Genomic DNA, 22966 nt, shown 5'->3' on the forward strand with positions numbered 1-22966 from the left:
CTTGAGTAAAGACAATACCATTGCATTTTTTATTTTTATTGTAAGCGTTTTGTGTTTTTTTGTTTGGGGTTATAATTACATTCCTAATAATTCCATGATATTATTTATTCTTGCTAGTGTATTTGGAATTTTTATGGCCTTTAATGTTGGCGGTAATGATGTTGCAAATTCATTTGGCACTAGCGTGGGAGCTAAGACAGTTACTATTAAGCAAGCTTTAATTATTGCAGCAGTATTTGAATTAAGTGGGGCTGTGTTTGCAGGTGGGGAAGTAACTAATACTATAAGAAGTGGTATAGTGGTTTTACCAGATAGTGTTGATCCTATGGTATTTGTATGTGTTATGCTTTCAGCTTTGCTAAGTTCAGGTATTTGGTTATTTATAGCAACAAAAAAAGGACTTCCAGTTTCTACTACTCATAGCATTATAGGTGGTATTGTAGGTTCAAGTATAGCTATGGGGTTTGTATTTTTTGATCAAGACCAAGCTTTTTCTATGGTAAATTGGAATGGTATTTATAAAATAGCTATGAGTTGGGTTATTTCTCCTTTACTTGGTGGACTTGTGGCGTATTTAATTTATGCTTATATTTATAAAAAAATACTTCAACCTTCGGCTTTGATTAATATGCAAATAAAAGAAATTAAAAAAGAAAAAAAGGAGTTTAAAGAAAATTTTTTTATCAATTTAAAAAACAAAAGTCAAGAAGAGCAAATTAAAGAATTAAGCGCCATTGTTTTAGATGACGATGAAAAAAGAAGTGAATATAAGTTAAAAATTAAAGAATTAAAAGAAAAAGAAAAAAATATAGATGTTTTTTCTAAAATGAAATTCCATGTTCCTTTGGTTGCAGGGATAGCTGCTTTAATAATAGCGTCAATGTTTTTATTTAAAGGTTTAAATAAAGTTTCTACTTTAGATATGGTGCAGAATTTATGGATAGTTTCTATTATTTCTATTTTTGCTTATATAGTTACTTTGGCTGTTGTAAGATTGATGAAAAAAACTGAAGTAAATAAAACTATAGAAAAGATTTTTTCGTGGTTTCAAATTTTTACTGCTTCTAGTTTTGCTTTTTCGCATGGAGCTAATGATATAGCTAATGCTCTTGGGCCATTTGCTGCGATTTTAGATGTGCTTAAAAACAACACCATTAATCCAAGTTCGCCAGTGCCATTTGCTGTAATGCTTATGTTTGGTATAGCTTTGGTTATTGGACTTTGGTTTTTAGGTAAAGAAGTTATTCAAACTGTTGGTTCAAAACTAGCAGAAATTAAGCCAACAACAGGCTTTAGTGCTGAACTTGGTGCAAGTATTGTTATACTTTTAGCAACTCAACTTGGAATTCCAGTTAGCTCAACCCATATTTTAATCGGCGCTATTTTGGGTATAGGGGTGTTTAATAAAGATGCTAAATGGGGTATGATGAAACCTATTGGTTTAGCTTGGGTTATTACTTTACCAGTTGCTGGAATTCTTTCAAGTATTATTTTTGTAATTTTTGTAAATATAATCTTATGAGTTTAAACTCATAAGATATTTTTTAGCTTCATTTAAATTAGAGCTATTTATAAAATAATCAATTTTTGCAGGTTTTTTATATACTTTATCATAATATTCAAAAAGCATTTTTACACAAAGTTCTAAATTATTTTCTTCATAATTTTTACAAAGTCTTAATTTAAAATCCTTGCTGATATAAGGTGATATTTTTTCAACGCATTGATAAAATACTTTTTTATCCATTGGAGTATAGTTTTTTAAAACTCTTTGAATGCGTAAATTTATATCACACTCGCACCAAATTTTCTTAGCTTTTTGCATACTATTGTATAAATTTAGTGGGATAGTTAAATTTCCAATTTGTCTGCTTTCAGCTTCTATAAAACAAGTTTTGTGAGTATAATCTTTTAAAAAATAAAACAACTTATCTTCAAAGGCTTTTTGGCTTGGTTGTTCTCCATAAATTTTACCAAAACTTGATCCTTGGTGGTTAGCTAGTTTTTCTAAATTTAAAGCATTATTTAAAGTTTCGATTAAATCACTTTTACCACTTGCTGTATTACCACAAAGACATAAAAACTCAATATTTAAATCTTTCCTAAAAAACTCACTCACATAACTTCTATAGGCCTTGTATCCACCTTCTAATCTTACAACTCTATAACCAAGTTCAGCTAAGATTAAAGCAATAGCTTTTGATCTTTTACCACCTCTTGCACAATAAATTCCCACCAAAGAACCTATTTTATAATTTTGATAAAGTTTATTAATATGTTCACTCATATTTTTACAAATATAACTTGCACCTTTTGCTTTAGCTAAGCCTTTATTTTTCTTATAAAGTGTGCCTATTTCTTCAAATTCATTATCATTTAGTGCGTAGTAATTTTGCGCAGATTTTATATGAGCAAGTTTGTATTCTTTGGGACTTCTTACATCAATTAAAAGATCAAAATTAAATTTTAAAAAATTTTCAAAATCAACTTCTTTATACATAATCTTTAAAAGCTTTGCATAAAGTGGTATAAACTTTTTCCAAATCACTCCCACAAACTCTAGTTTGTCCTATGGTAGTGATAAAATTTGTATCCCCTTGCCATCTTGGGATTAAATGATAATGACAATGCGGCGCTATGCCAGCTCCTGCTGCACTGCCTAAATTCATACCTATATTAACACCCTTAGCATGAAAGTTTTCTTTTAAAATTTTAACTCCAATACGCACAAAATGGCTAATTTCTAGCCATGTATCATTATTTAAATCTTCTATATTTTCTAAATGATCATAAGGGATAATCATGAAATGACCCGGACTATAAGGGTATTTATTCATAATGCCAAAACATTCTTTAGCTCTAAAAATTACCCCAAGTTTTTCATCTTCATTGAGTTCATACTTACAATGACAAAAAGGGCAAAAATTTTTATCTTTATTATTAAAATAAACATCCCTCCAAGGTGCGTATAAATACTCCATCAACTCTCCTTTATGCAAGCATGCAGATTTTTGATATTTTTACTTATAAGAGCTTTATTTTTTGGTATCAAAGGTAATAGCTTTTCATCTTCTAATAAAAAAATTCTAGCTCCTGCTAAAATAGCATTATTAAGATCGCTTTTGCTTTCAATATAAAAAATGGCCTCTAAGCCAAGATGTATTGCAAAATTATAAAGTTTTTTTAGTTGCATAGTTTTTAGCATTTTAGGAAATACAATAAACGCATCAGCTCCATATACCAAGCTTTCTAAAATTTGATATTCATCAAAAATAAAGTCAAATTGCACAATGGGTTTTTCATGATAGCGTCTAAAAAGACTTAAATTTTGTATGTCTTGATTAAGCAAAGGACTTGTTGGTAAAACGATAGCATCAAAATTTTCATGATTAAAATTTAAATCTTTGGAGTATAAAAAATGCGAAAGTTTTCTTTCAAGCAAAAGTGTGTAAATATCTTTAGGATAAAAAGCATTAGAAGCTAGGCTTCTGCCTAGCATATCATAAGGAAAAATTTCTTTTTTATTTTCTAGAATTTTTTGTGTTTTTGAAAAATGATCTTTTAAATCTATTGTTTTAAACATTTTTCAATGGCCTTTAAGTGATCTTTGCTTTCTTGGGAATTTGCAAATTCTTTATCGTGGAATGTTTTTTGTAAAATTTCATAAGCTTTTTTGCAATTTTTAAGTTTATAATAGCCCCAAGCTAAAGAGTCTAGGTAGTAAAGATTTTGTGGTTCTTGTTCAAGTGCCCAGCCTACTAATTCTATGCCTTTTGCAATATCAATATCATATTCGATTAAGGCATAGCCATAGTAGTTTTGATATAAAGCATCGCTACGCACATCTACACTTTGTTCAAATTTTTTCATAATAGAAGCTAGAATTTTTGGATCCGTGATTTTTTTACTTTTAGAATCCATATAAATTTCAAATTCTAAAACCCCTGCCATAGAAAGGTATTTTTTATCTTTGCTAAGTTCATAATGTTTTAAAGCTATTTCGTAAGCTTTTTTATAATTTTTTGTTTGTGTATATAAGAAAATTTTAGTATCAGGATCTATGTTGTATTGTTGGACTAAATTTAGAGCTTGTTTATAATTTTTTTCTTGCACTAGTAATTCTATCATAGCATATATATATTTAATATCATTGTTGAGTTTATATAGTTTTTCAAGGGTTTGAATACTTGCCTTATTGTTTTTTTGCTCTTGATAAATTTTTAAAAGTAGGGTGCATGTTTTAAGAGTACATTGTGAATTTTTTACAAATTCTTCTAAAGCTTTTTTAGCTTGATCAATATTTTTATTTTTAATATTAATTTCAACTATTTTAAGTAATAAATTTTCATGTTCAAAAAGCTTATAAGCAAGATTGTATTGCTCTAAAGCTTTGGTGTATAAAGCTTTTTTAGCAAAAATATCACCTAGTATTTCATAGTTTCTATAATCTTGCTCTTCTTTAATGAGTTTATAAAGTATAGTTTCGGCTTGTTTATAATCTCCTATTTCAAAAAAATGCAAAGCATTTAATCTTGCAATAGCTGTATGATTTAAAAATTCTTTAGAGGCTTTTAAAAGTTCATCTTTTTGTTTTAAGTTAGCACCCAAAGCTAAAAGCAATGCTTTTTGCAAATAGATACTTTCATTATTTTCATGAAATAAATTTGTATAAATATCACATGCTTTTTGAAACTGTCCATGTTCTTCATAAATGAGTGCTTGTAAGATTTTATCTTCGCTTTTAGCCAAAGCAAGGTTTGTTAGGATAAAAACGATAATTAGTGAAAGCAAACCCCTATACATTCTTCTTTCAACTCCTCTTTGTGTGTTTTAAAATACTCCCAAAATGGAAAAGTTCTACATTGTTTTGGTCTATGCTTGTAAATTAAACATTTTTTATACATTGTATCAAAAAAAATACAACGATAGCCATTTTCATGCTTTACTTCTTTAAAACTATATTTAAATCCAACTTTGATAAGGTATTGTTCTTTAAAGGCTTCAAAGTTTAAATTTAAAAAAGCAGCAATAGCTTCTAGCTCTTCTTTGCTAGCATAGATATATCCACTTTCTCCAGTGCAGCATTTTCCACCGCATGTTTTACAAGCATTTTCATCAAAAGAATAATCAAAGTCTTTTTCACATATCATAGCTTATAGTTCCTGTATTTTCATAAATTTCACTAATTTTTGGATTTAAAACATTATTTTCATACATAAAAAGCGTAGGCATTATCGCGCAAGGACTTTTACTATTTTTTTTAATATGCATTAAAACAAGCCTTGCATTAGTTTGTGTATTGGTGTGAATGCATTGAAGGGAAACTAGTTTTAATTTAAATTGTTTTAAATAAGCACAAATTTCATCTAAAAAACTTGCCTCATAGCACATAAAAAAACTACCATTTGGCTTGATTAAAGTATTTATTTTAGCAAACATCTTCTCAAGCGGCATAAATTCTTGATATCTTGATATACATAAATGCAAATCTTGGCTTTTTTGTGTATTTTTTTTATAAAATGGAGGATTAGAGATCAAAAAATCAAATTTTATATCACTTTTATAGTTTAAAAAGTCTTCGCAAATGCTTTGAATTTCAAGTTTATTTTCTTTGGCATTTTTATAACTTAGTTTGATATTTTGCTCTTGAATATCTAGTAGATAAACTTTTGAATTTGGAAATTTTTGCTTTACTAAAAGTCCTAAAATTCCACATCCACATCCTATATCAAGGATATTTCCTTTTAAGTTATTTTTAGATAAAAAGTCAAAAAGTAAAAGGCTATCATTATTATAACGATAGCCTTTTGAATATTGAAAGAGTTTTAGCATTTATAAAGATGATCGCAGATTTTAAATGAATCATTTAAACCCACTACAATAGAAGCTCCGTTTTTACTCGCTATATCACCTGCTACAAATAATCCTTTTACATTACTTTCTTTGTTTTCATCAAAGCTTGGCACACCTTTTTCATCAACTTCTATAGAGCATTTTTGTAAGAAATCAAGTGGGGTTGAACCACCAATAGCATAAATAATGCGATCATAAATTTCACTTGTATTGTTAGTGAAATTTACTTTAGCTTTACCATTTTCATCTTCAATACCAGTTATATCTATGCCGAGTTTTGCTTTTACACTGCCTTGTTCAAAAGCTTTTTGAATATCTTCAAGATTAATATCATTTAATCTTGAGAAAGTTTCTCTTCTATAGCAAAGTGTAACATCGTTATTTTTAGCTAAATCTATAGCGTATTCTGCTGCTGAATTTCCACCGCCTACAACTAAGATTTTTTCATCTTGGCTTGTTGAATTTGCATTAAAATTGATGATTTTAGTTAAAGTTATAGGTAAAGTATAGTTTGGTTTATTTGGCTTACCCATTCTACCTATGGCAATAACTGCATTTTTACAAATATAATTTTCATTTGCAGTGCTAACTATGAAATTTTCTCCATCTTTTTTAACACTTTCAACTTCACTAGAAAGCTTTACTTCAAGATTGTGCTCTTTAATGGCATTTTGGAAAGTTTCTATTGTGCTTTCTCTGGTTCCATCTTCAAAATTTATATGTCCATGATTTGTGCTATCACAACCTTTATAAGCTTTGTCTACTCTTTTGCCTTCTTTGTAAAATTTTACTAAGGTTTGACAAATCGCATCAGCTTTTTCTAAAACAATAACTTCTTTATTTTTTATTTTAGCTTCTACTCCAGCTGCAATACCTGCAGGGCCAGCGCCAATAACTACCATATCAAAAATTTTCATTATTTCCCTTTTTTAATTTTTAGTTTATGTAAATGTATCAAAAAAACAATAATAAAAAATAAAAAACAGAAATTATTTTTATCTTGTAAATAAATTTTTTTATGCTTATAAATTATTAAATTAATAAAATTTTATAATAAAGTAGATTAAAATGATATTATTATAATATTTTTTGCATAAAATCACTTACATAAAAGCAAAAAAACATAAAAATTATATATAGTATGCAAAAGGAGTTTTTGATGGGACAAAATACAGGACAAAGTTTAAAAAATAATTTTTTAACATTATTGTTATTATCCTTTTGCGGATCTATTATTTATGGTTTGCCTTATTTTAGAAAGTATTATTATGATGATTATATGAGTCTTTATCACTTAAATAATTTTGAAATGGGGCTTTTGGGTAGTGCTTATGGATTGCTTGGTTTGTTTTCTTATGCTTTAGGAGGTTATTTAGCAGATCGTTTTGCACCAAAAAAATTATTGATTTTTTCTTTAATTGCTACAGGACTTGGTGGTTTATTGCATTTATATTTTACTTCTTTAAATGCACTTTTGATTATTTATGGAATTTGGGGGATTACTTCTTTATTAACTTTTTGGCCTTCTTTGATGAAAATAGTAAGGAACTTAGCAAATTCTAAAGAACAAGCAAGGGCTTATGGAATTTTTGAAGGCGGTAGAGGAGTTGTTGGTGCTGCACATTTGGCTATAGCTACGAGTATTTTTGGATATTTTCAAACAAAAGCCTTGGCCGCACAAGGTATAGAAATGGTTATTGTGTTTTATTCTATAGCTCCTATTGCAAGTGCTATTTTATTGTTTTTTCTTTTGAAAGATGATATTAATGAGCAAAGTGAGAAGATTAAAATCAAAGACTTGGTTTTTCTTTTGAAAAATTCTGCTCTTTGGCTTGTGGTTGCTATTACTTTTTGTACATATTTTTTTAACATGAGTTTTTATTATTTTACTCCTTATGCAAGCAATGTTATAGGAACTTCTGCTGTTTTTGCAGCTATTTTAACGGTATTGGCTCAATATATTCGTCCGGTTTCTTCTGTAGTGGGTGGATTTATAGCAGATGGATATGGAAAAGCTAAAATAATGATGATAGGCTTTATTTTAATGGGAATTGGTGTTATTTTTTTAATGCTTAGTTCAAAATTAAATGGATTTTTACAAATGAGTGTTTTAACTTCTGCTTGTGTCGTAATTTATATAGCTATGTATTCTAATTTTGGAATTTATTATTCTTTACTTAGTGAGGGAAAAATTCCTATACATTTAGCGGGTATGGCTATAGGTATTGTATCTACTTTTGGGTATTTGCCTGAAGTTTTTGCACCATTACTTGCTGGAGATTTATTAGATAGATACCCAGGTGTAAAAGGTTTTCATATATATTTTACCATCATGATAGTTATGGCTATTTTGGGTGTAATGTTTTGTTTGATTTGGATTAAAAAATACAATAAAAAGGAGATGAAATGAAGGAAATTGTTTTTAACTTTAAAAACAAGGTTAGAGTAATAGAAAATGAATGGATAGTTTTAAAAGATGGCACTAAGCTTTCATCACGAATTTGGCTTCCTCAAGTAAAAGAAAAAGTTCCTGCTATATTAGAATACATTCCTTATAGAAAAAATGATGGAACAAGGGGTAGAGATGAGCCTATGCACGGATATTTTAGTGGTAATGGCTATGCGGTTGTTAGGGTTGATATTAGAGGAAGTGGGGAATCTGATGGTTTATTAGAAGATGAATATTTAAAACAAGAACAAGATGATGCCTTAGAAGTCATTGAGTGGATTGCAAAGCAAGAATGGTGTGATGGGAATATTGGTATGATGGGTAAATCTTGGGGTGGCTTTAATTCTTTACAAGTTGCAGCAAGAAGACCTAAAAATTTAAAAGCAATTATAGTAGTAGGTTTTACTGATGATAGGTTTAATGAGGATATTCATTATAAAGGCGGATGTTTGCTTAATGATAATTTTTGGTGGGGTAATATCATGCTTGCATATCAATCGCGCTTTGTTGATCCAAAAATTGATCCAAATGGTAGAAAAAAATGGTTCAATAGGCTTGAGAACATGCCTTTATGGCCCACATTATGGCTTGGGCATACTTTAAAAGATGATTATTGGAAGCATGGATCTGTTGGGGAAAATTATGATGATATACAAGTTCCTGTTTTTGCATTAGATGGATGGGCTGATTCTTATACTAATCCTGTTTTTACTCTAATGAATGCTTTGAAAGTTCCAAAAAAAGCTATCGTTGGTCCTTGGGCTCATGTTTATCCTCATGATGGCTTACCTTTGCCTGCAATGGGTTTTTTACAAGAAGCACTTAAATGGTGGGATAAATGGCTTAAAAATGAAGAAAACGATGCACTTGAAGCTCCTATGATACAAGCATATATTGAAAATAGCTCTAAGCCAAATTCAAAAACAGAGAAAGTAGAAGGTCGTTTTGTTGCTTTAAATGATTTTGAAAATGATATTAGCTATAAAAAATACTATTTAAATCCGTATAAACTAACATGTAAAAAATCAAGTGAATTTATCAAAATTAACACTCCATTAAATCATGGGCTTTTATCAGGAGAGTGGATGGGAGCTGGTGTTTTAGGAGAAAGTCCTAGCGATCAAAGGTTGGATGATGGGATGGCAGTTGTTTTTGAAAGTGATTTTTTAGAACAAGATTTAGATGTCTTAGGCTTTCCTATGTTAAATGTAAAAATTGCAAGCGATCAAGAAAAAGCTATGCTCTTTGCTCAACTTAGTGAAGTTAGAGCTGATGGTTTTGTAAAAAGAGTAAGTTATGGAGTAATCAATCTTGCATTAAGTGATAATAAAGAGCAATTTATACCTTTAAAAAAAGATGAATTTATCCAAAAGCAAATCAAACTTGATGCTTGTGGATATAGATTTGCCAAGGGTTCTAAGATAAGATTATCATTAGCAAATTCTTTTTGGCCTATGTTTTGGCCTATGCCAAAAATTTCAACCTTGACTTTAGATTTAAATGAGTGTGAATTTAATTTACCATGTTTTAATGGTCAAGATAGCGATAAAATCAATATGCAAGCACAAAGTGCTCCTTTAACCCCAATAACACTTTTAGAAGAAGGTAGGGTAGATAGAAGCATTTCTTATGATATTTTAAACGATACTTGGACTTGTATTACAGATGGTGTTGGCGGGGTTTTTGGAGAAGGTGTTTATAGATTTGATGAGGTTGATGTTTTAGTAAAGCATAATTTAAAAAGAGAATTAAAACTTCAAAATGAAAATCCATTAAGCGCGCAATATACCATTATCCAAACAATGCAAATAGGACGCGAGGGTTGTATGATGGAGGCGGATATAATCTTAATACAAACTAGCGATTTGGAGTATTTTTATATTAAGGGAAAATTAGTAGTTAAGGAAAATAATAAGCTTGTTTTTGATAAAAAATATGATTGTAAAACTAAAAGAAATAGTTTATAAAATTTCCCAAAGTAAAATTTACTTTGGGAATTAATTTTCTTGCAAGATTTTAGCTAAATCTTTAGCGCCTTTTAAATCCACTTTACCAGAACCTAAAAGTGGAATTTGTTCTACTTTAAAATATTTACTTGGTTTAAAAATAGCAGGCATAGTAGAGTTTTTAATCGCTTCGCAAATTCCTTCAAAATCTTGCTCTTGGCATTCTACTAATAAGCATACCATTTCACCTTTTTTATCATCATCTAGTGCAACTGCGCAAAATTTTACTATATCTGTATTGATAAATTTAGCAATTTCTTCTTCTAAAGCTCCTAAAGATATCATCTCGCCACCAATTTTTGCAAAACGAGAATAACGATCTACTATATATAAAAAGCCATCCTCATCTACATGGCCTTTATCGCCGGTATTATACCAGCGTATGCCATCGATTTCTTTGATAACTTCATCGGTTTTTTCTTTATTGTTTAAATAACCCACCATAACCTGATGGCCACCAATGAGTATTAATCCATCTTCTCCATGATTTAAACTTTCATAAGTAGATGGATCTACTATGCGTATAGCACTTCCTGGTAAAGGCATACCTACACTACCTTCTTTATTTGCACGGTGTAAAATCCAATAGTCAGGATCAAATTTATTCGGTAAATTCACACTTGCAACCGGAGTGGTTTCAGTAGCTCCATAGCCTTCAAAAATAGGTTTTTTAAATTTCATTTCAAAGGCAGTTCTTACTTCGCTTTTGAGTTTTTCAGCACCTGAAACAATAATCCTTAAGCTTTCAAACATAATCGCATCAAGTTTTTTATTTCTTGCATAAATACCCAAAAAAGTTGAAGTAGCACACATAATGCTAACATTATTTTTTACTATAGCTTTTGCTACACCTAGCGCATCTGTTGGATCAGCATGTGTTATGCTTTTAATCCCTTCTAATAAAGGCATAAAAGTAGTTACAGTTAATCCAAAAGCATGAAAAGGTGGCAAAGAAGATAAGACAACATCTTCATTTTTTGCACATAATACATCTGAAATTTGAGCTATATTGCTTAAAATATTACGATTATTTAGCATTACCCCCTTAGGCACTCCCTCGCTACCACTACTAAATAATATAGCAGCTATGGCAAGGTTTTGTTTATTAGATGCAAATAATGCTTTTATTAAACAAGTAGGTAAGATACTTACTAAAGCAAGCATAGAAAAGATTTTGAGTTTTTGTCTTTTAAAGTTTGCGATAATATCTTCCATAAAAATAATTCTAACATGCTCTTCAAATTCTAGTTTTATGCCTTTATTTTCTAATTTTTCCATAAATTTTCTAGAAGTATAAATTTGTTGAATTTGAGAACTTTGAATGGCTTGATTTATTGCTTTTACACCTGCTGTGAAATTTAAATTTACCACGATTTTATTTGCAAGTAATACAGCTAGATTACAAAGAGAGCTAGCCATGGAAGCAGGGAGCAAAATTCCTATACATTCTTCTTTTGGAGCATAGCTTCCTTGGGTAGGTTGTATATTTAACTCATGTGATCTATTTTTTATAAAAGAGCTAAAAACTAAACTTAAAGCAAGCATTTTTCTATAGGTAATACCACCTATTAAAGGATCAACAATAGCTATTTGACTTAAATTTCTTTTAGCGCTATCTATCCAAGCTCTGGCTATAGTATGCATACTTTCACATTGAGATTTCCAAGCAATAAATGAAAGTTCAAAAACCTTTGCTTTAACCACTTCTTTTTTAGTGTGTATTGGCAAGCTTTTTCCAAAAGCAATAGCGATTTTTCTTTTGCTTATTTTGCGGTTTCTTGCTGAAAATTCTTCATCACTTCTTGAAAAAGCACTTCCCCAAAGTCCTCTAATATAAAAAGGTAAAATCACTCCATCTTGTTCTTCTAATTTTGAGCAAACTAACTCAAATCCACCTTTAAATTCATTAAGCTGTCCATGGCGTGAAAGCACTCCTTCTGGGAAAAGGCAAACTAAATTTCCATTTTTAATATGCATAGCAATAAGCTCTAAGCTTGATTTACTAGAAGCACTTGAAACAGGAATAACTCCAAATTTATCAAGAAAAATTTTAATATACCACTTAGAATAAATGCTTTTTTCCATAACAAAATAAATTTTTCTTGGTATAGCCATTTGTACAATAGCCCAATCTATAAAAGATACATGATTACCAAGTAATAATGCTCCACCTTTTTCAGGAATATTCTCAAAACCTTCTACTAATAAACGATAGCGTTGAAAAAACGCTATACTCATTAATAAACGCACTAAAGAAAAAGGCAATTTACTTAGCACATAAACGCTTCCAAAAAATGCTACAGCGATGATAAAATAAAATAAATTTATCACTTCAATTTTAGCATAAGCAGCAAAAGTAGCTAGTGCTAAAAAGCCTAACATAAAAATATTTTGTATGAAATTATTTCCTGCTAAGACTTTTCCTAGTTCATTTTCTTTTGCATGAAATTGTATTAGAGAGTTTAAAGGTATGATAAAAAATGCTCCGCTTAAACCAAAAATAAAAAATACTACACTATAACTTAGTAAGTTTTCTAAAAATGGCATTAAAATGCTCATTAGAAAAATCCCTAAAGCACCTAGTGGTATAAGACCTAATTCGATGTAATTTTTAGAAAACTTACCACTAATAAGCGATCCTATAATCACTCCTATACCAGAAAAAGCTAAAGAGCATTGTACATAAAAGGTATTTTCTATGAAAAGATCATTTTTTGCATATACAGGAAAACTCACTAAATAAAGTTGTGATATGGCCCAAAAAAGTGAAATTCCTATAATACAAAGCCAAATAATTTTATGAGAAAATATTGTTTTTAAATTAGAGGTTAAAAGCTTTCCTTGTAAATATTGTTTTTTATCAAAACTTAAATTTTTATCTTCTTCTTTTAAGCTAGGAAGTTTATAAGCTAAAAAAAGTTCTAATAAAGCAAAAGCTATTAATACAAAACCCAAAGGTGCAATTTGTGTTAAAATATCCGAAGGAGTGTTAAAATTTGACTCAAAAAGCATTTCAAAGCTTAGAGAAAATACTGCCATACCGGCTAAAATAGCCACAATACTTACTGCATTGACAGCTCCATTTCCCATAGCTAAAAACTCTTTTCCTACTAATTCTTTTATAAAGCCATATTTTGCAGGAGAGTATAAGGCAGATTGCACTCCCATGATAAAAGTCATTGTAAATGCAAGCCAAAATGCTCCAAGATAATAACACAAACAAATAATACAAGTTAATATTACTGAAAATAATGCAGATATTTTCATGATTTTATTTTTAGGAAATTTATCCGCTAAAAATCCAGATGGTGAAAGCATAAGAATAAAAGGCAAAAGCATTAAAGCATTGACAATAGCAGTTAGAAAAAGTTGGGTGCTATCTTCATAAAATTTATAAATGGTATTTTGTATGATGATTTTGTGTCCTAAATCCACAAAAGCGTTAATAAAAGCTACTGCTAAAAATGGCAATACGCCAAAAATCTTTAAAAAATTTCCTTGCATTTAAAACTCCATTTTATTTTAAAAATATTATTTTATTATATAAAATTTAAATGGAGTTTTGATATTTGATTAATCTTTAAATTCTACCACTTCATTAAATGCAAAACGAGCTTTTTCTGTACTAGAATTTTTTTGGGCATGTCCTAGAGCAATAAGCATAGATACTCTTTGTTTGGTAGTGTCTAAATTTAAATATTGATTGATTTTATCTTTATCAAAGCCACCGATAATACACGAACCTAAATTTAAACTATAAGCAGCATTGATAATATTTGCAATAGCAAGATGACTTTGCTCTTTTGCATAAATAAAACTTTGTTCTAAATCCATTGCGTCTAAAAATGGCTTATAGGTTTGCAAGCGTTTGTTTAATTCTTCTTGGCTTAAACCACGCTTTTTTAGTTTTTCTTCAAAATAATCTTTAAAATCAGCTCTTGAGATCACAACAATAATAGCAGCACAATTTGCTACATGATTTTGATTGTTAGCTATTTTGGCAATTTCTTTTTTATGTTCATCTTTTTGAAAAACCAAGAATTTCCAAGGTTCAAGCCCTAAAGAACTAGGAGATAATCTAGCACATTCTAAGATATATTCTAAGTTCTCTCTAGAAATTTTTTCTTGAGTATATGCTCTAATGGAAGAGCGATTTTGCATTAAATTTAAATAATCTTGCATATAATTTCCTTATTTTTAGTTTAATTTATCTTATACCTTATAAGCTTTAAAATTGTTAAAATTATATTTTATTGCTACAATTTTATTTTTACTTCACACAAATGTTTTATTATGCGGTTTTTAAAGGATTAAAATGAAAAAAATAATTTATTTGAGCATATTTTTGATTATACTTATTATAGGGGTGTATTTTTACTTTTTTGCAAATAAGGAAGAATATAATTATCTAACTTATGAGGTTAAAAAACAAGACATTACTCAAAGCATAGAAGCAATAGGTGAAGTTTATGCAAAAACCCAAGTTGATGTTGGTGCACAAGTTAGTGGGCAAATTACTAAACTATATGTAAAATTGGGCGATCGTGTTAATGAGGGTGATTTAATCGCACAAATTGATAAAGATAAACAACAAAATGATTTAGATATTACTAAAGCTAGACTTGAAAGTGCAAAGGCAAATTTAGAAAGTAAAAAAATCGCTCTTGATATAGCTACTAAACAATACCAAAGAGAGCAAAAACTTTATGCCAAAAAGGCTACCTCTTTAGAAAATCTTGAAAATCTTAAAAATACTTTTTATGCCTTAAGAGCAAATGTGGCTGATTTAAAAGCTCAAACTACTCAACTTGAAATTTCTTTAAAAAATGCTCAAAAAGATTTAGCTTATACTACTATAACTGCACCTAGTAAGGGTGAGATTATCAATGTAGCAGTTGAAGAGGGGCAAACTGTAAATGCAAACCAAAATACACCAAGTATAGTGCGCTTGGCTGATTTAAGTGAAATGGAAATTCGTATGCAAATAGCTGAAGCTGATATTAATAAAATTAGTGTTGGAAAAAAGGTAAAATTTAGCATTTTAAATGAGCCTGATAAAAAATATGAAGCAACTATTTCAAGTATAGATCCAGCAAATACTACCATAAGTGATGCAACAAGCAATACAAATTTAAACTCAAACTCAAGTACTAGCACTAGCGCTGTGTATTATTATGCAAGGGTTTTTGTAAAAAATGATAATAATTTTTTACGCATAGGTATGAGTACAGAAAATGAAATTGCTATTAAAACAGAAAATAATACTTTAGTTATACCAACTTTAGCTATAAAAAGCGATACAAGTGGTTATTATGTAGAAATTTTAAAAGCCAATAATATAAGTGTAAAAACACCTGTTAAATTAGGTATCAAAGATAGTTTAAATACTCAAATTTTAGATGGTATTAATGAGGGTGATTTAGTTATCATAGGTAAAAATAAAAAATGATACGCTTAGAAAATATACAAAAAAAGATTAATAATACAACTATTTTAGAAAATATTAATCTTTATATTCAAAAGGGAGAATTTGTAGCCATTATAGGACAATCAGGAAGTGGTAAAACCTCTCTTTTAAATATTATAGGCACACTTGATGAACCAAGTAGTGGAAAATATTTTTTAGATGCATATGAAGTAACTAATTTAAGCAAAGATGAAAAAGCAAGAATTAGACGCGAAAAAATTGGTTTTATATTCCAAAGATATAATTTGCTTAGTCTTTTAAATGCTAAAGATAATGTAGCCTTACCTGCTGTTTATGCAGGTAAAAACAAACAAGAAAGATCACAAAAGGCTAAAGAATTACTTTCTTTTTTAGAGCTTGATCATAAAGAACTTTCTAAGCCAAATGAACTAAGTGGTGGGCAACAGCAAAGAGTTTCCATAGCAAGAGCTTTGATGAATGGTGGTGAGCTTATTTTAGCAGATGAGCCAACGGGTGCGCTTGATTCTAAAAGCGGTAAGATAGTTTTAGAAATTTTAAATAAACTAAATGAGCAAGGACACACCGTAGTTTTAGTCACTCATGATAGGGAAATAGCTGCTAGAGCAAAAAGAGTTATAGAAATTAAAGATGGTAAGATTATAAGTGATAATGGTGCAAAAAAAGCAGATGAAATAAAAGCTAAGTTAATGCCAAAAGAGAAAAAAAGCTTTAATTTGCTTAAAAATCAGCTTTTTGAAAGTTTGAAAATGTCCATAGCTTCCATTGTAGCACACAAACTACGCTCTTTGCTTACTATGCTTGGTATTATCATAGGCATAGCTTCAGTAGTTTGCGTGGTTGCTTTAGGGCTTGGAGCCCAACAAAACATACTTGCTTCTATTAGCTCTATTGGGACTAATACTATAGAAGTTGTTTCAGGGCGTGGCTTGGGAGATATTCGATCAGGCAGAACAAGGCTTAATTTAAGCGATTTAAAAACCTTAAGTTCTTTGCCTTATTTAGAAGCAGTAGAAGCAGATGTGGGTAAAATAGGGGTGGTAACTTATAAGAATAATTCTTTACAAGCTAGAATTTATGGAGTAGGACCAAATCATCTAAGACTTAGAGGTTTTGTGATGGTAGATGGTAGGTTTATTAATAATGAAGATATAAAAGATAATACTAATATTTGCATTATAGATGAAAATGCTTTGAGAATTTTATTTGATAATATCAGCGTTAAAGATGTTTTAGGTAAAAGCGTGATTTTTAACAAGCAACCTTTAACTATAGTTGGTGTTTTAAAAAAAGAAAGAGATAATAAAGGCTTTAGAGCTGATGAAAATACCATTAAAATTTATACTCCTTATTCTACTTTGATGAATAAAATCACAGGAGATAAACAAATAAGAGCTATAGTAACTAAGGTAAAAGATGAGGTAAATCCTGCTTTGGCTGAAGAAGCTATGGTAAAAATTTTAGAGATTAAACGCGGAAAAAAAGATTTTTTTACTATAAATTCTGACGCGATTAAAAATGCCATTGAGGAAAATACTGCTACTTTGACTTTACTTATTTCTTCTATTGCAGTGGTATCTTTGATAGTAGGTGGTATTGGTGTGATGAATATCATGCTTGTTTCAGTAAGTGAGCGCACAAGAGAAATTGGAGTTAGAATGGCTATTGGAGCTAGAAAAGAAGATATTTTAATGCAGTTTTTAATCGAAGCTGTGTTGATTTGTTCTTTAGGGGCTATTTTTGGAGTAATGCTTTCTTTTATCATCATTGAAGTATTTAATTCTTTAAATTTTGGTTTTACGATGATACTTTCATTAAATTCGGTATTTTTAGGGCTTTTAAGTTCGGTTTTAATCGGAGTGGTTTTTGGATTTTTCCCAGCAAAAAATGCAGCAAATTTAAATCCTATTAGTGCTTTATCAAAGGAATGAGATGAGAATATTTTTATTATTTTTTATAGCCTTTTTTTTAAATGCCTGCGTAGGAGTAAAATTAGAGCAAGTATCTCAAGAGCAAATAAAAAAAGAATATTTTGAAGATTTTAACGCAAGCAAGGCTTGGTGGGAAAAATATAATAATCAAGACTTAAATAATATCTTAAAAGCTATTATTGATAATAATAAAGACTTAAATATAGCAAGGGTTAATTTTTTAAGTACTTTAGCTAGATATAAGCTTTTAAATTTAGATCTTTATCCTACTTTGAGTGGAAATTTTGGTGCAAATATAAGAAAAAATTTAAACAATGGCGCAAAAACGCATAGTTTTTCAAATGGCATTATGTTAAATTATGAGCTTGATATATATGGCAAAATTTCAGATCAAGTTGCTAATTCTGAATTTTTAGTAAAAGCAAGTGAGTATGAGTTACGCTCTTTAGAGTTTGATACGATTAATTTAGCGATAAATAGTATTTTTGAATTTATTTATTTCAATGATGTAGATCATTTATTAAACAAACATTTAAAAAATCTAGAGCAAATGCTAGAAATTTATACTACTAAACTTAATTATGGAAAAGTTGAATATATAGATCTTTTAAATATTAAAAAATCTTTATTAAACACTAAACAAAATATCATTACAAATTTGCAAAATAAAGACTTAACTCTTAAAAATATAAAAGACTTACTGGGTAAAGATGATGAGCATTTGATTAATAAAATGCTAAATTATACTCTTGAAGATTTTTCTTTGCAAAAAATTAATTTTGATATAGAATTAAAAATGCTTGCTTATAGACCACAAGTTCAAGCAAAACTAAATCAACTTATGGCTTCTTACAAGGATTATACAAGTGTGCAAAAAAGTATTTTACCTAGCATAAAAATATTGGGAAATTTAGATGGGAATGATAAGAATATTGATGAGAGTTTTAAATTTTTAATTTTAGGAGGCAATGTCGCCATTGACTTACCATTTTTGGACTTTTATAGAGTAAAACAAAATGTAAAAATTTCTGAATTAGCATATCAAGCTCGTTTGGTTGAATATAAAGATGTATTACAAAGAACTATCCATGAATTTAAACTTTGTTATGAAAATGACAAGTATTATAATGATTTGTTAAAATTAGTAAAAGACATTAATGTTAATCAAGAAAAAATTACACAGCTATATTTAGAAAAATATGAATTAGGTCGCAGTGAACTAAAAGATTATCTTGATGCGGATGCTTTGCTTATAAATTCACTCCAAGAGCTTAGCAGAGCAAAGCTATCTTTGCTTAAAAATATTAATTTATATCATAATATTGTTTTAATTTCAGAGTAAAAAAGACTAAAAGTGTTTCATTTTGTAATATTATAAGAAAAGAGTGTTGTTTATTTGCGTTGTTTTAAAGTCATTTAGAATACAATTGATAAATAAATCAAACAAAGGAGAATTATGAAATTTGATTTTTATGCAACGCTAGTTACTATGGTTATAGTATTGCTTTTAGGCGTATTTGTCATTAAAAGGGTAAAATTTCTTCGTGATTATAATATCCCTGAGCCAGTTGTTGGTGGTGGGATTGCTGCGATTATTCTTTTGATCTTACATAGTTTCTTCTCATTGGATATTAAATTTGATGAATCTATGAAAGATCCTTTAATGCTTGCATTTTTTTCAAGTATTGGTTTGTTAGCTGATTTTGCTTCTTTAAAAAAGGGTGGAAGAAAATTAGCAATTTTTTTAGTTGTTGTTGTTGGCTTGCTTTTTGCGCAAAATATAGTTGGCATAGGTGTGGCAAGTGCTATGGGGCAAAATCCACTAATGGGACTTATAGCAGGTTCTGTTACAATGAGTGGTGGTCATGGAACAGGTGCAGCATGGGCAGCTGAATTTATTAAAGAACCTTATTTTTACTCTAGTGCAACTACTGTTGCTATTGCTTGTGCTACTTTTGGGCTTATTTCAGGTGGTATCATAGGTGGGCCTGTTGCAAGATATTTAGTCAATAAATATAAGTTAGTAGTTCCAAAGCAAAATGATGATAAAGATGCGATTTTAAATTTCCAGTCTCCAGAAAAAGAAAGACTAATCACACCTTCTTCTTTTATAGAATCTTTGGCATTAATTGCTTTATGTTTATTAATAGGTAGTGCTTTGTCTACTTATATTAAAACAAATACAGGTTTTACTTTACCAACTTTTGTGTATTGTCTTTTTGTAGGTGTGGTTTTAAGAAATGTTTTATCAGCTACAAAAATTCATCATGTATTTGATAGAGAAGTATCAGTTTTGGGTAATGTAAGCTTATCTTTATTTTTAGCTTTAGCTCTAATGACTATTAATCTTTGGGATTTAGTAACTCTTGCATTACCGATGTTGGTAATTTTAGCTGTTCAGGTTGCTATGATGGCTGCTTATGCTATATTTATCACTTTTAGGGTATGTGGAAAAGATTATGACGCAGCAGTTTTAGCAGCAGGGCATTGTGGTTTTGGTTTGGGCGCTACTCCAACAGCTATGGTAAATATGCAAACTGTAACAAATCACTATGGTATGAGCCATATGGCATTTATTATTGTACCTTTAGTGGGTGCGTTTTTCATAGATATAGTAAATGCTTTAGTCATCAATGCTTTCTTGTATCTACCATTCTTTCATTAAAATCATCTAGCACTAAATTGGTGCTAGATTAAATTTTCTTATCTTTACTTTTACATAAATGATTTAAAAAGCACTCTTTGCATAAAGGATTTTTAGCTTTACATGTATAACGCCCAAAAAGCACCATAGCTTGATGAAGATAGTTTAGATTATCTTTAAAAATTTTAGTTAAGTCTTTTTCGGTTTCTTCAGGAGTTTTGGCTTTGCTAAGATTAAGTCTATGCGAAACTCTAAATACATGGGTATCTACAGCCATGCAATTAGCCCCACACCATTCTATCATCACTACATGTGCAGTTTTTTGTCCTACACCTGCTAGAGTTTTCAAATCTTGCTCGTCCATTGGAATTTCACCATTAAATTGTTCGCAAACTGCTTGAGCCATTTTGATTAAATTTTGTGCTTTATTATTATAAAATGAGCAAGAATTAATCAAAAGTTTTAAAGAAGATAAATTTGCCTTAGCTAAATCTTGCACACTAGGGTAAGCTTTAAATAAAGCAGGTGTGATGAGATTAACCCTTTTATCAGTACATTGAGCTGAAAGCATAACACAAACTATAAGTTCATAAGCATTGCTAAAAACTAATTCTGTTTTTGCTTGTCCAAAATGTTTTAAAAATAATTCTTTAATTTCTAAATTTCTTTTCATAAACTTATTGTATGTTAATCGGCTTTAAATAAAGTTTAGATATAATAAAATCAACAAAACTATTTCAAAGGAAAAACAATGAAAAAAATTTCTTTAGTTGCTGCGGCTTTATTAACAGGTTTGAGTTTAAATGCTGCGGTGGTTGCAACCCTTGATGGAAACAATATTAGCGATACAGAAGTAAATGAGTTTTTTGCTCCTATGTTAAGAGGTGCTAAAATCACTGACTTACCAGCTGAACAAAAAAAAGCAATCATTGATCAATATATCATCCAACAACTTGTATTAAAAGACGCTAAAGCTCAAAAAATAGAAAATGATCCTTCATATAAAGAAGAATTAGAGCGTGCTAAAGAAGCTATCATGGTAAATATCTATCAAAAGAAAATTTTTGATTCTATCAAAAATGATGATGCTAAGGCTAAAAAATACTATGAAGCAAATAAAGATAAATTTACTAAACCAGCTCAAGTAAAAGCTAAGCATATTTTGGTAACTAGTGAAAAAGAAGCTAAAGATATTATTGCCGAGCTTAGTAAGTTAAGTGGAAAAGCTTTAAATGATAAATTTGCTCAACTTGCAAAAGAAAAATCAATCGACAAAGGTTCTTCGGCTCAAGGTGGTGATCTTGGATGGTTTGCTGAATCAACTATGGTAAAACCATTTGCTGATGCAGCTTTTTCTATGAAAAAAGGCACTATTTCTAAAACACCAGTAAAAAGTGATTTTGGATATCATATTATTTTAAAAGAAGATGCTAGAGCGAAAAGTACTATGAGTTATAATGAAGTAAAAGCAGGTATTGAAAGCAATATCAAAATGGAAGAATTTAAAGAACTTATGAATAAAAAAGCTCAAGAGCTTCGTCAAAAAGCAAAAGTGGAATATAAATAATGGGTGTATTAGATCTTGTCAAACCAGGTGTTTTAAGTGGCGATGATCTAAATACCGTATATAATTATGCAAAAAAAGAAGGATTTGCTATCCCTGCGGTAAATGTCGTGGGGACAAATTCTATTAATGCGGTTTTAGAAAGTGCTAAAAAAGTTAATTCACCTGTGATTATTCAATTTTCAAATGGTGGAGCTAAATTTGTAGCAGGAAAAGCTTGTCCAAAAGCTGATGTGCTTGGTGCTATAAGTGGTGCAAGACATGTGCATTTAATGGCAAAAGCTTATGGAGTTCCAGTAATTTTACACACAGATCATGCTGCTAGAAAATTACTTCCTTGGATTGATGCTTTGATTGAAGCAAATATTGAGTTTAAAAAAGAAACAGGTAAGCCTTTGTTTAGCTCTCATATGATTGATTTAAGTGAAGAGGATTTAGAAAGTAATCTAGGCACTTGTGAGAATTATTTAAAACAAATGTCTGAGCTTGGAATTTCTTTAGAGCTTGAGCTAGGATGTACGGGTGGTGAAGAAGATGGAGTGGATAATACTAATATTGATAATGCAAAATTATACACTCAGCCTGAAGATGTAGCATTAGCTTATGAGAGACTTTCTAAAATTAGTGATAGATTTTCAATTGCAGCTAGTTTTGGTAATGTACATGGAGTATATAAACCAGGAAATGTGATTTTAAGACCTGAAATTCTTAAAAACTCTCAAAATTATGTAAAAGAAAAATTCAATCTTGGTGAAGATAAACCAATCAATTTTGTTTTCCATGGTGGTAGTGGTAGCGATATAGAGGATATCAAAGCAGCACTTAGCTACGGTGTAATTAAAATGAATATTGATACAGATACACAATGGGCTTTTTGGGATGGTGTTAGAGAATATGAGCTTAAAAATAAAGCTTATTTGCAAGGCCAAATTGGTAATCCAGATGGAGAAGATAAGCCAAATAAAAAATATTATGATCCAAGAGTATGGCTTAGAGCGGGCGAAGAGAGTATGATCAAACGCTTAGAGTGTGCTTTTAGCGATTTAAATTGTATCGATAGAAACTAAGAGTTT

The 22966-nt window shown here is 29.7% G+C and carries 19 protein-coding genes; 9 read left to right on the forward strand and 10 right to left on the reverse strand.

Going from position 1 to position 22966, the window contains the following annotated elements; translation table 11 throughout:
• Position 1 precedes the first annotated feature (1 nt).
• Positions 2 to 1522 (forward strand): inorganic phosphate transporter, encoded by a 1521-nt coding sequence (locus L8X97_RS02500; protein WP_133318806.1) that lies wholly within the window; start codon positions 2 to 4, stop codon positions 1520 to 1522.
• Here L8X97_RS02500 and mnmH read toward each other — a convergent pair.
• The 7 genes from mnmH to L8X97_RS02535 are packed head-to-tail and all read right to left on the reverse strand — an operon-like array spanning position 1517 to position 6770.
• The gene (gene mnmH, locus L8X97_RS02505; RefSeq protein WP_263659103.1) at positions 1517 to 2500 is read right to left on the reverse strand and encodes a tRNA 2-selenouridine(34) synthase MnmH; all 984 of its coding nucleotides are present in this window, start codon (positions 2498 to 2500) and stop codon (positions 1517 to 1519) included. The genes L8X97_RS02500 and mnmH overlap by 6 nt on opposite strands.
• Positions 2493 to 2981 carry an HIT family protein gene (locus L8X97_RS02510; protein ID WP_220567120.1) on the reverse strand — a complete coding sequence of 163 codons (489 nt, stop codon included), beginning with the start codon at positions 2979 to 2981 and terminating at the stop codon, positions 2493 to 2495. Before L8X97_RS02510 ends, mnmH begins: the two co-directional genes overlap by 8 nt.
• On the reverse strand, positions 2981 to 3583 hold the full coding sequence (locus L8X97_RS02515) for an indole-3-glycerol-phosphate synthase TrpC (protein ID WP_133318809.1): 603 nt from the start codon (positions 3581 to 3583) through the stop codon (positions 2981 to 2983). Before L8X97_RS02515 ends, L8X97_RS02510 begins: the two co-directional genes overlap by 1 nt.
• Positions 3568 to 4803: a tetratricopeptide repeat protein gene (locus L8X97_RS02520; protein WP_220567118.1), complete on the reverse strand. Its 1236-nt coding sequence runs from the start codon at positions 4801 to 4803 to the stop codon at positions 3568 to 3570. The genes L8X97_RS02515 and L8X97_RS02520 overlap by 16 nt, the downstream gene beginning before the upstream one ends.
• Positions 4779 to 5150 (reverse strand): YkgJ family cysteine cluster protein, encoded by a 372-nt coding sequence (locus tag L8X97_RS02525; RefSeq protein ID WP_220567117.1) that lies wholly within the window; start codon positions 5148 to 5150, stop codon positions 4779 to 4781. Before L8X97_RS02525 ends, L8X97_RS02520 begins: the two co-directional genes overlap by 25 nt.
• Positions 5140 to 5832 carry a tRNA1(Val) (adenine(37)-N6)-methyltransferase gene (locus L8X97_RS02530; RefSeq protein WP_220567116.1) on the reverse strand — a complete coding sequence of 231 codons (693 nt, stop codon included), beginning with the start codon at positions 5830 to 5832 and terminating at the stop codon, positions 5140 to 5142. Before L8X97_RS02530 ends, L8X97_RS02525 begins: the two co-directional genes overlap by 11 nt.
• The gene (locus L8X97_RS02535) at positions 5826 to 6770 is read right to left on the reverse strand and encodes an NAD(P)-binding domain-containing protein (RefSeq protein ID WP_220567115.1); all 945 of its coding nucleotides are present in this window, start codon (positions 6768 to 6770) and stop codon (positions 5826 to 5828) included. The genes L8X97_RS02530 and L8X97_RS02535 overlap by 7 nt, the downstream gene beginning before the upstream one ends.
• A gap of 242 nt (positions 6771 to 7012) precedes the next feature.
• On the opposite strand from L8X97_RS02535, the gene L8X97_RS02540 reads away from it, so the two are divergent.
• Together L8X97_RS02540 and L8X97_RS02545 are read left to right on the forward strand one after the other, a co-directional pair.
• Positions 7013 to 8263, forward strand: coding sequence for an MFS transporter (locus L8X97_RS02540; protein ID WP_263662542.1), 1251 nt, complete (start codon positions 7013 to 7015; stop codon positions 8261 to 8263).
• Positions 8260 to 10269: a CocE/NonD family hydrolase gene (locus tag L8X97_RS02545; RefSeq protein WP_263662543.1), complete on the forward strand. Its 2010-nt coding sequence runs from the start codon at positions 8260 to 8262 to the stop codon at positions 10267 to 10269. Before L8X97_RS02540 ends, L8X97_RS02545 begins: the two co-directional genes overlap by 4 nt.
• Positions 10270 to 10299: 30 nt before the next feature.
• Here L8X97_RS02545 and L8X97_RS02550 read toward each other — a convergent pair whose 3' ends face one another.
• Complete coding sequence (locus L8X97_RS02550; RefSeq protein WP_263662544.1) at positions 10300 to 13812, reverse strand: acyl-[ACP]--phospholipid O-acyltransferase; 3513 nt, start codon at positions 13810 to 13812, stop codon at positions 10300 to 10302.
• Between the two features lie 69 nt (positions 13813 to 13881).
• A complete protein-coding gene (locus L8X97_RS02555) occupies positions 13882 to 14490 on the reverse strand; it encodes an NAD(P)H-dependent oxidoreductase (RefSeq protein ID WP_133318817.1) in 609 nt (202 codons plus the stop codon).
• 133 nt (positions 14491 to 14623) lie between these two features.
• Between L8X97_RS02555 and L8X97_RS02560 the strand changes: the two genes are divergently transcribed.
• From L8X97_RS02560 to gltS, 4 genes are all read left to right on the forward strand, one after another.
• Positions 14624 to 15757 (forward strand): efflux RND transporter periplasmic adaptor subunit, encoded by a 1134-nt coding sequence (locus L8X97_RS02560; protein WP_263660067.1) that lies wholly within the window; start codon positions 14624 to 14626, stop codon positions 15755 to 15757.
• Complete coding sequence (locus L8X97_RS02565) at positions 15754 to 17685, forward strand: ABC transporter permease (protein ID WP_263660066.1); 1932 nt, start codon at positions 15754 to 15756, stop codon at positions 17683 to 17685. Before L8X97_RS02560 ends, L8X97_RS02565 begins: the two co-directional genes overlap by 4 nt.
• 1 nt (position 17686) lies before the next feature.
• Positions 17687 to 19027, forward strand: coding sequence for a TolC family protein (locus L8X97_RS02570; protein ID WP_263662545.1), 1341 nt, complete (start codon positions 17687 to 17689; stop codon positions 19025 to 19027).
• Positions 19028 to 19141: 114 nt separating this feature from the next.
• The gene (gene gltS, locus L8X97_RS02575; protein WP_133318821.1) at positions 19142 to 20350 is read left to right on the forward strand and encodes a sodium/glutamate symporter; all 1209 of its coding nucleotides are present in this window, start codon (positions 19142 to 19144) and stop codon (positions 20348 to 20350) included.
• 28 nt (positions 20351 to 20378) lie between these two features.
• Here the strand turns inward: gltS and nth are convergent, their stop codons facing one another.
• Positions 20379 to 21002, reverse strand: a complete 624-nt coding sequence (gene nth, locus L8X97_RS02580) for an endonuclease III (protein WP_133318822.1) — start codon at positions 21000 to 21002, stop codon at positions 20379 to 20381.
• 78 nt (positions 21003 to 21080) lie between these two features.
• On the opposite strand from nth, the gene L8X97_RS02585 reads away from it, so the two are divergent.
• Both L8X97_RS02585 and fbaA read left to right on the forward strand, forming a co-directional pair.
• Positions 21081 to 21896, forward strand: coding sequence for a peptidylprolyl isomerase (locus tag L8X97_RS02585; RefSeq protein ID WP_133318823.1), 816 nt, complete (start codon positions 21081 to 21083; stop codon positions 21894 to 21896).
• Positions 21896 to 22960 carry a class II fructose-bisphosphate aldolase gene (gene fbaA / locus L8X97_RS02590; RefSeq protein WP_133318824.1) on the forward strand — a complete coding sequence of 355 codons (1065 nt, stop codon included), beginning with the start codon at positions 21896 to 21898 and terminating at the stop codon, positions 22958 to 22960. Before L8X97_RS02585 ends, fbaA begins: the two co-directional genes overlap by 1 nt.
• Positions 22961 to 22966: the final 6 nt, after the last annotated feature.

The organism is Campylobacter sp. CNRCH_2013_0671h (assembly GCF_025773055.1).
Taxonomy (GTDB): domain Bacteria; phylum Campylobacterota; class Campylobacteria; order Campylobacterales; family Campylobacteraceae; genus Campylobacter_D; species Campylobacter_D lari_D.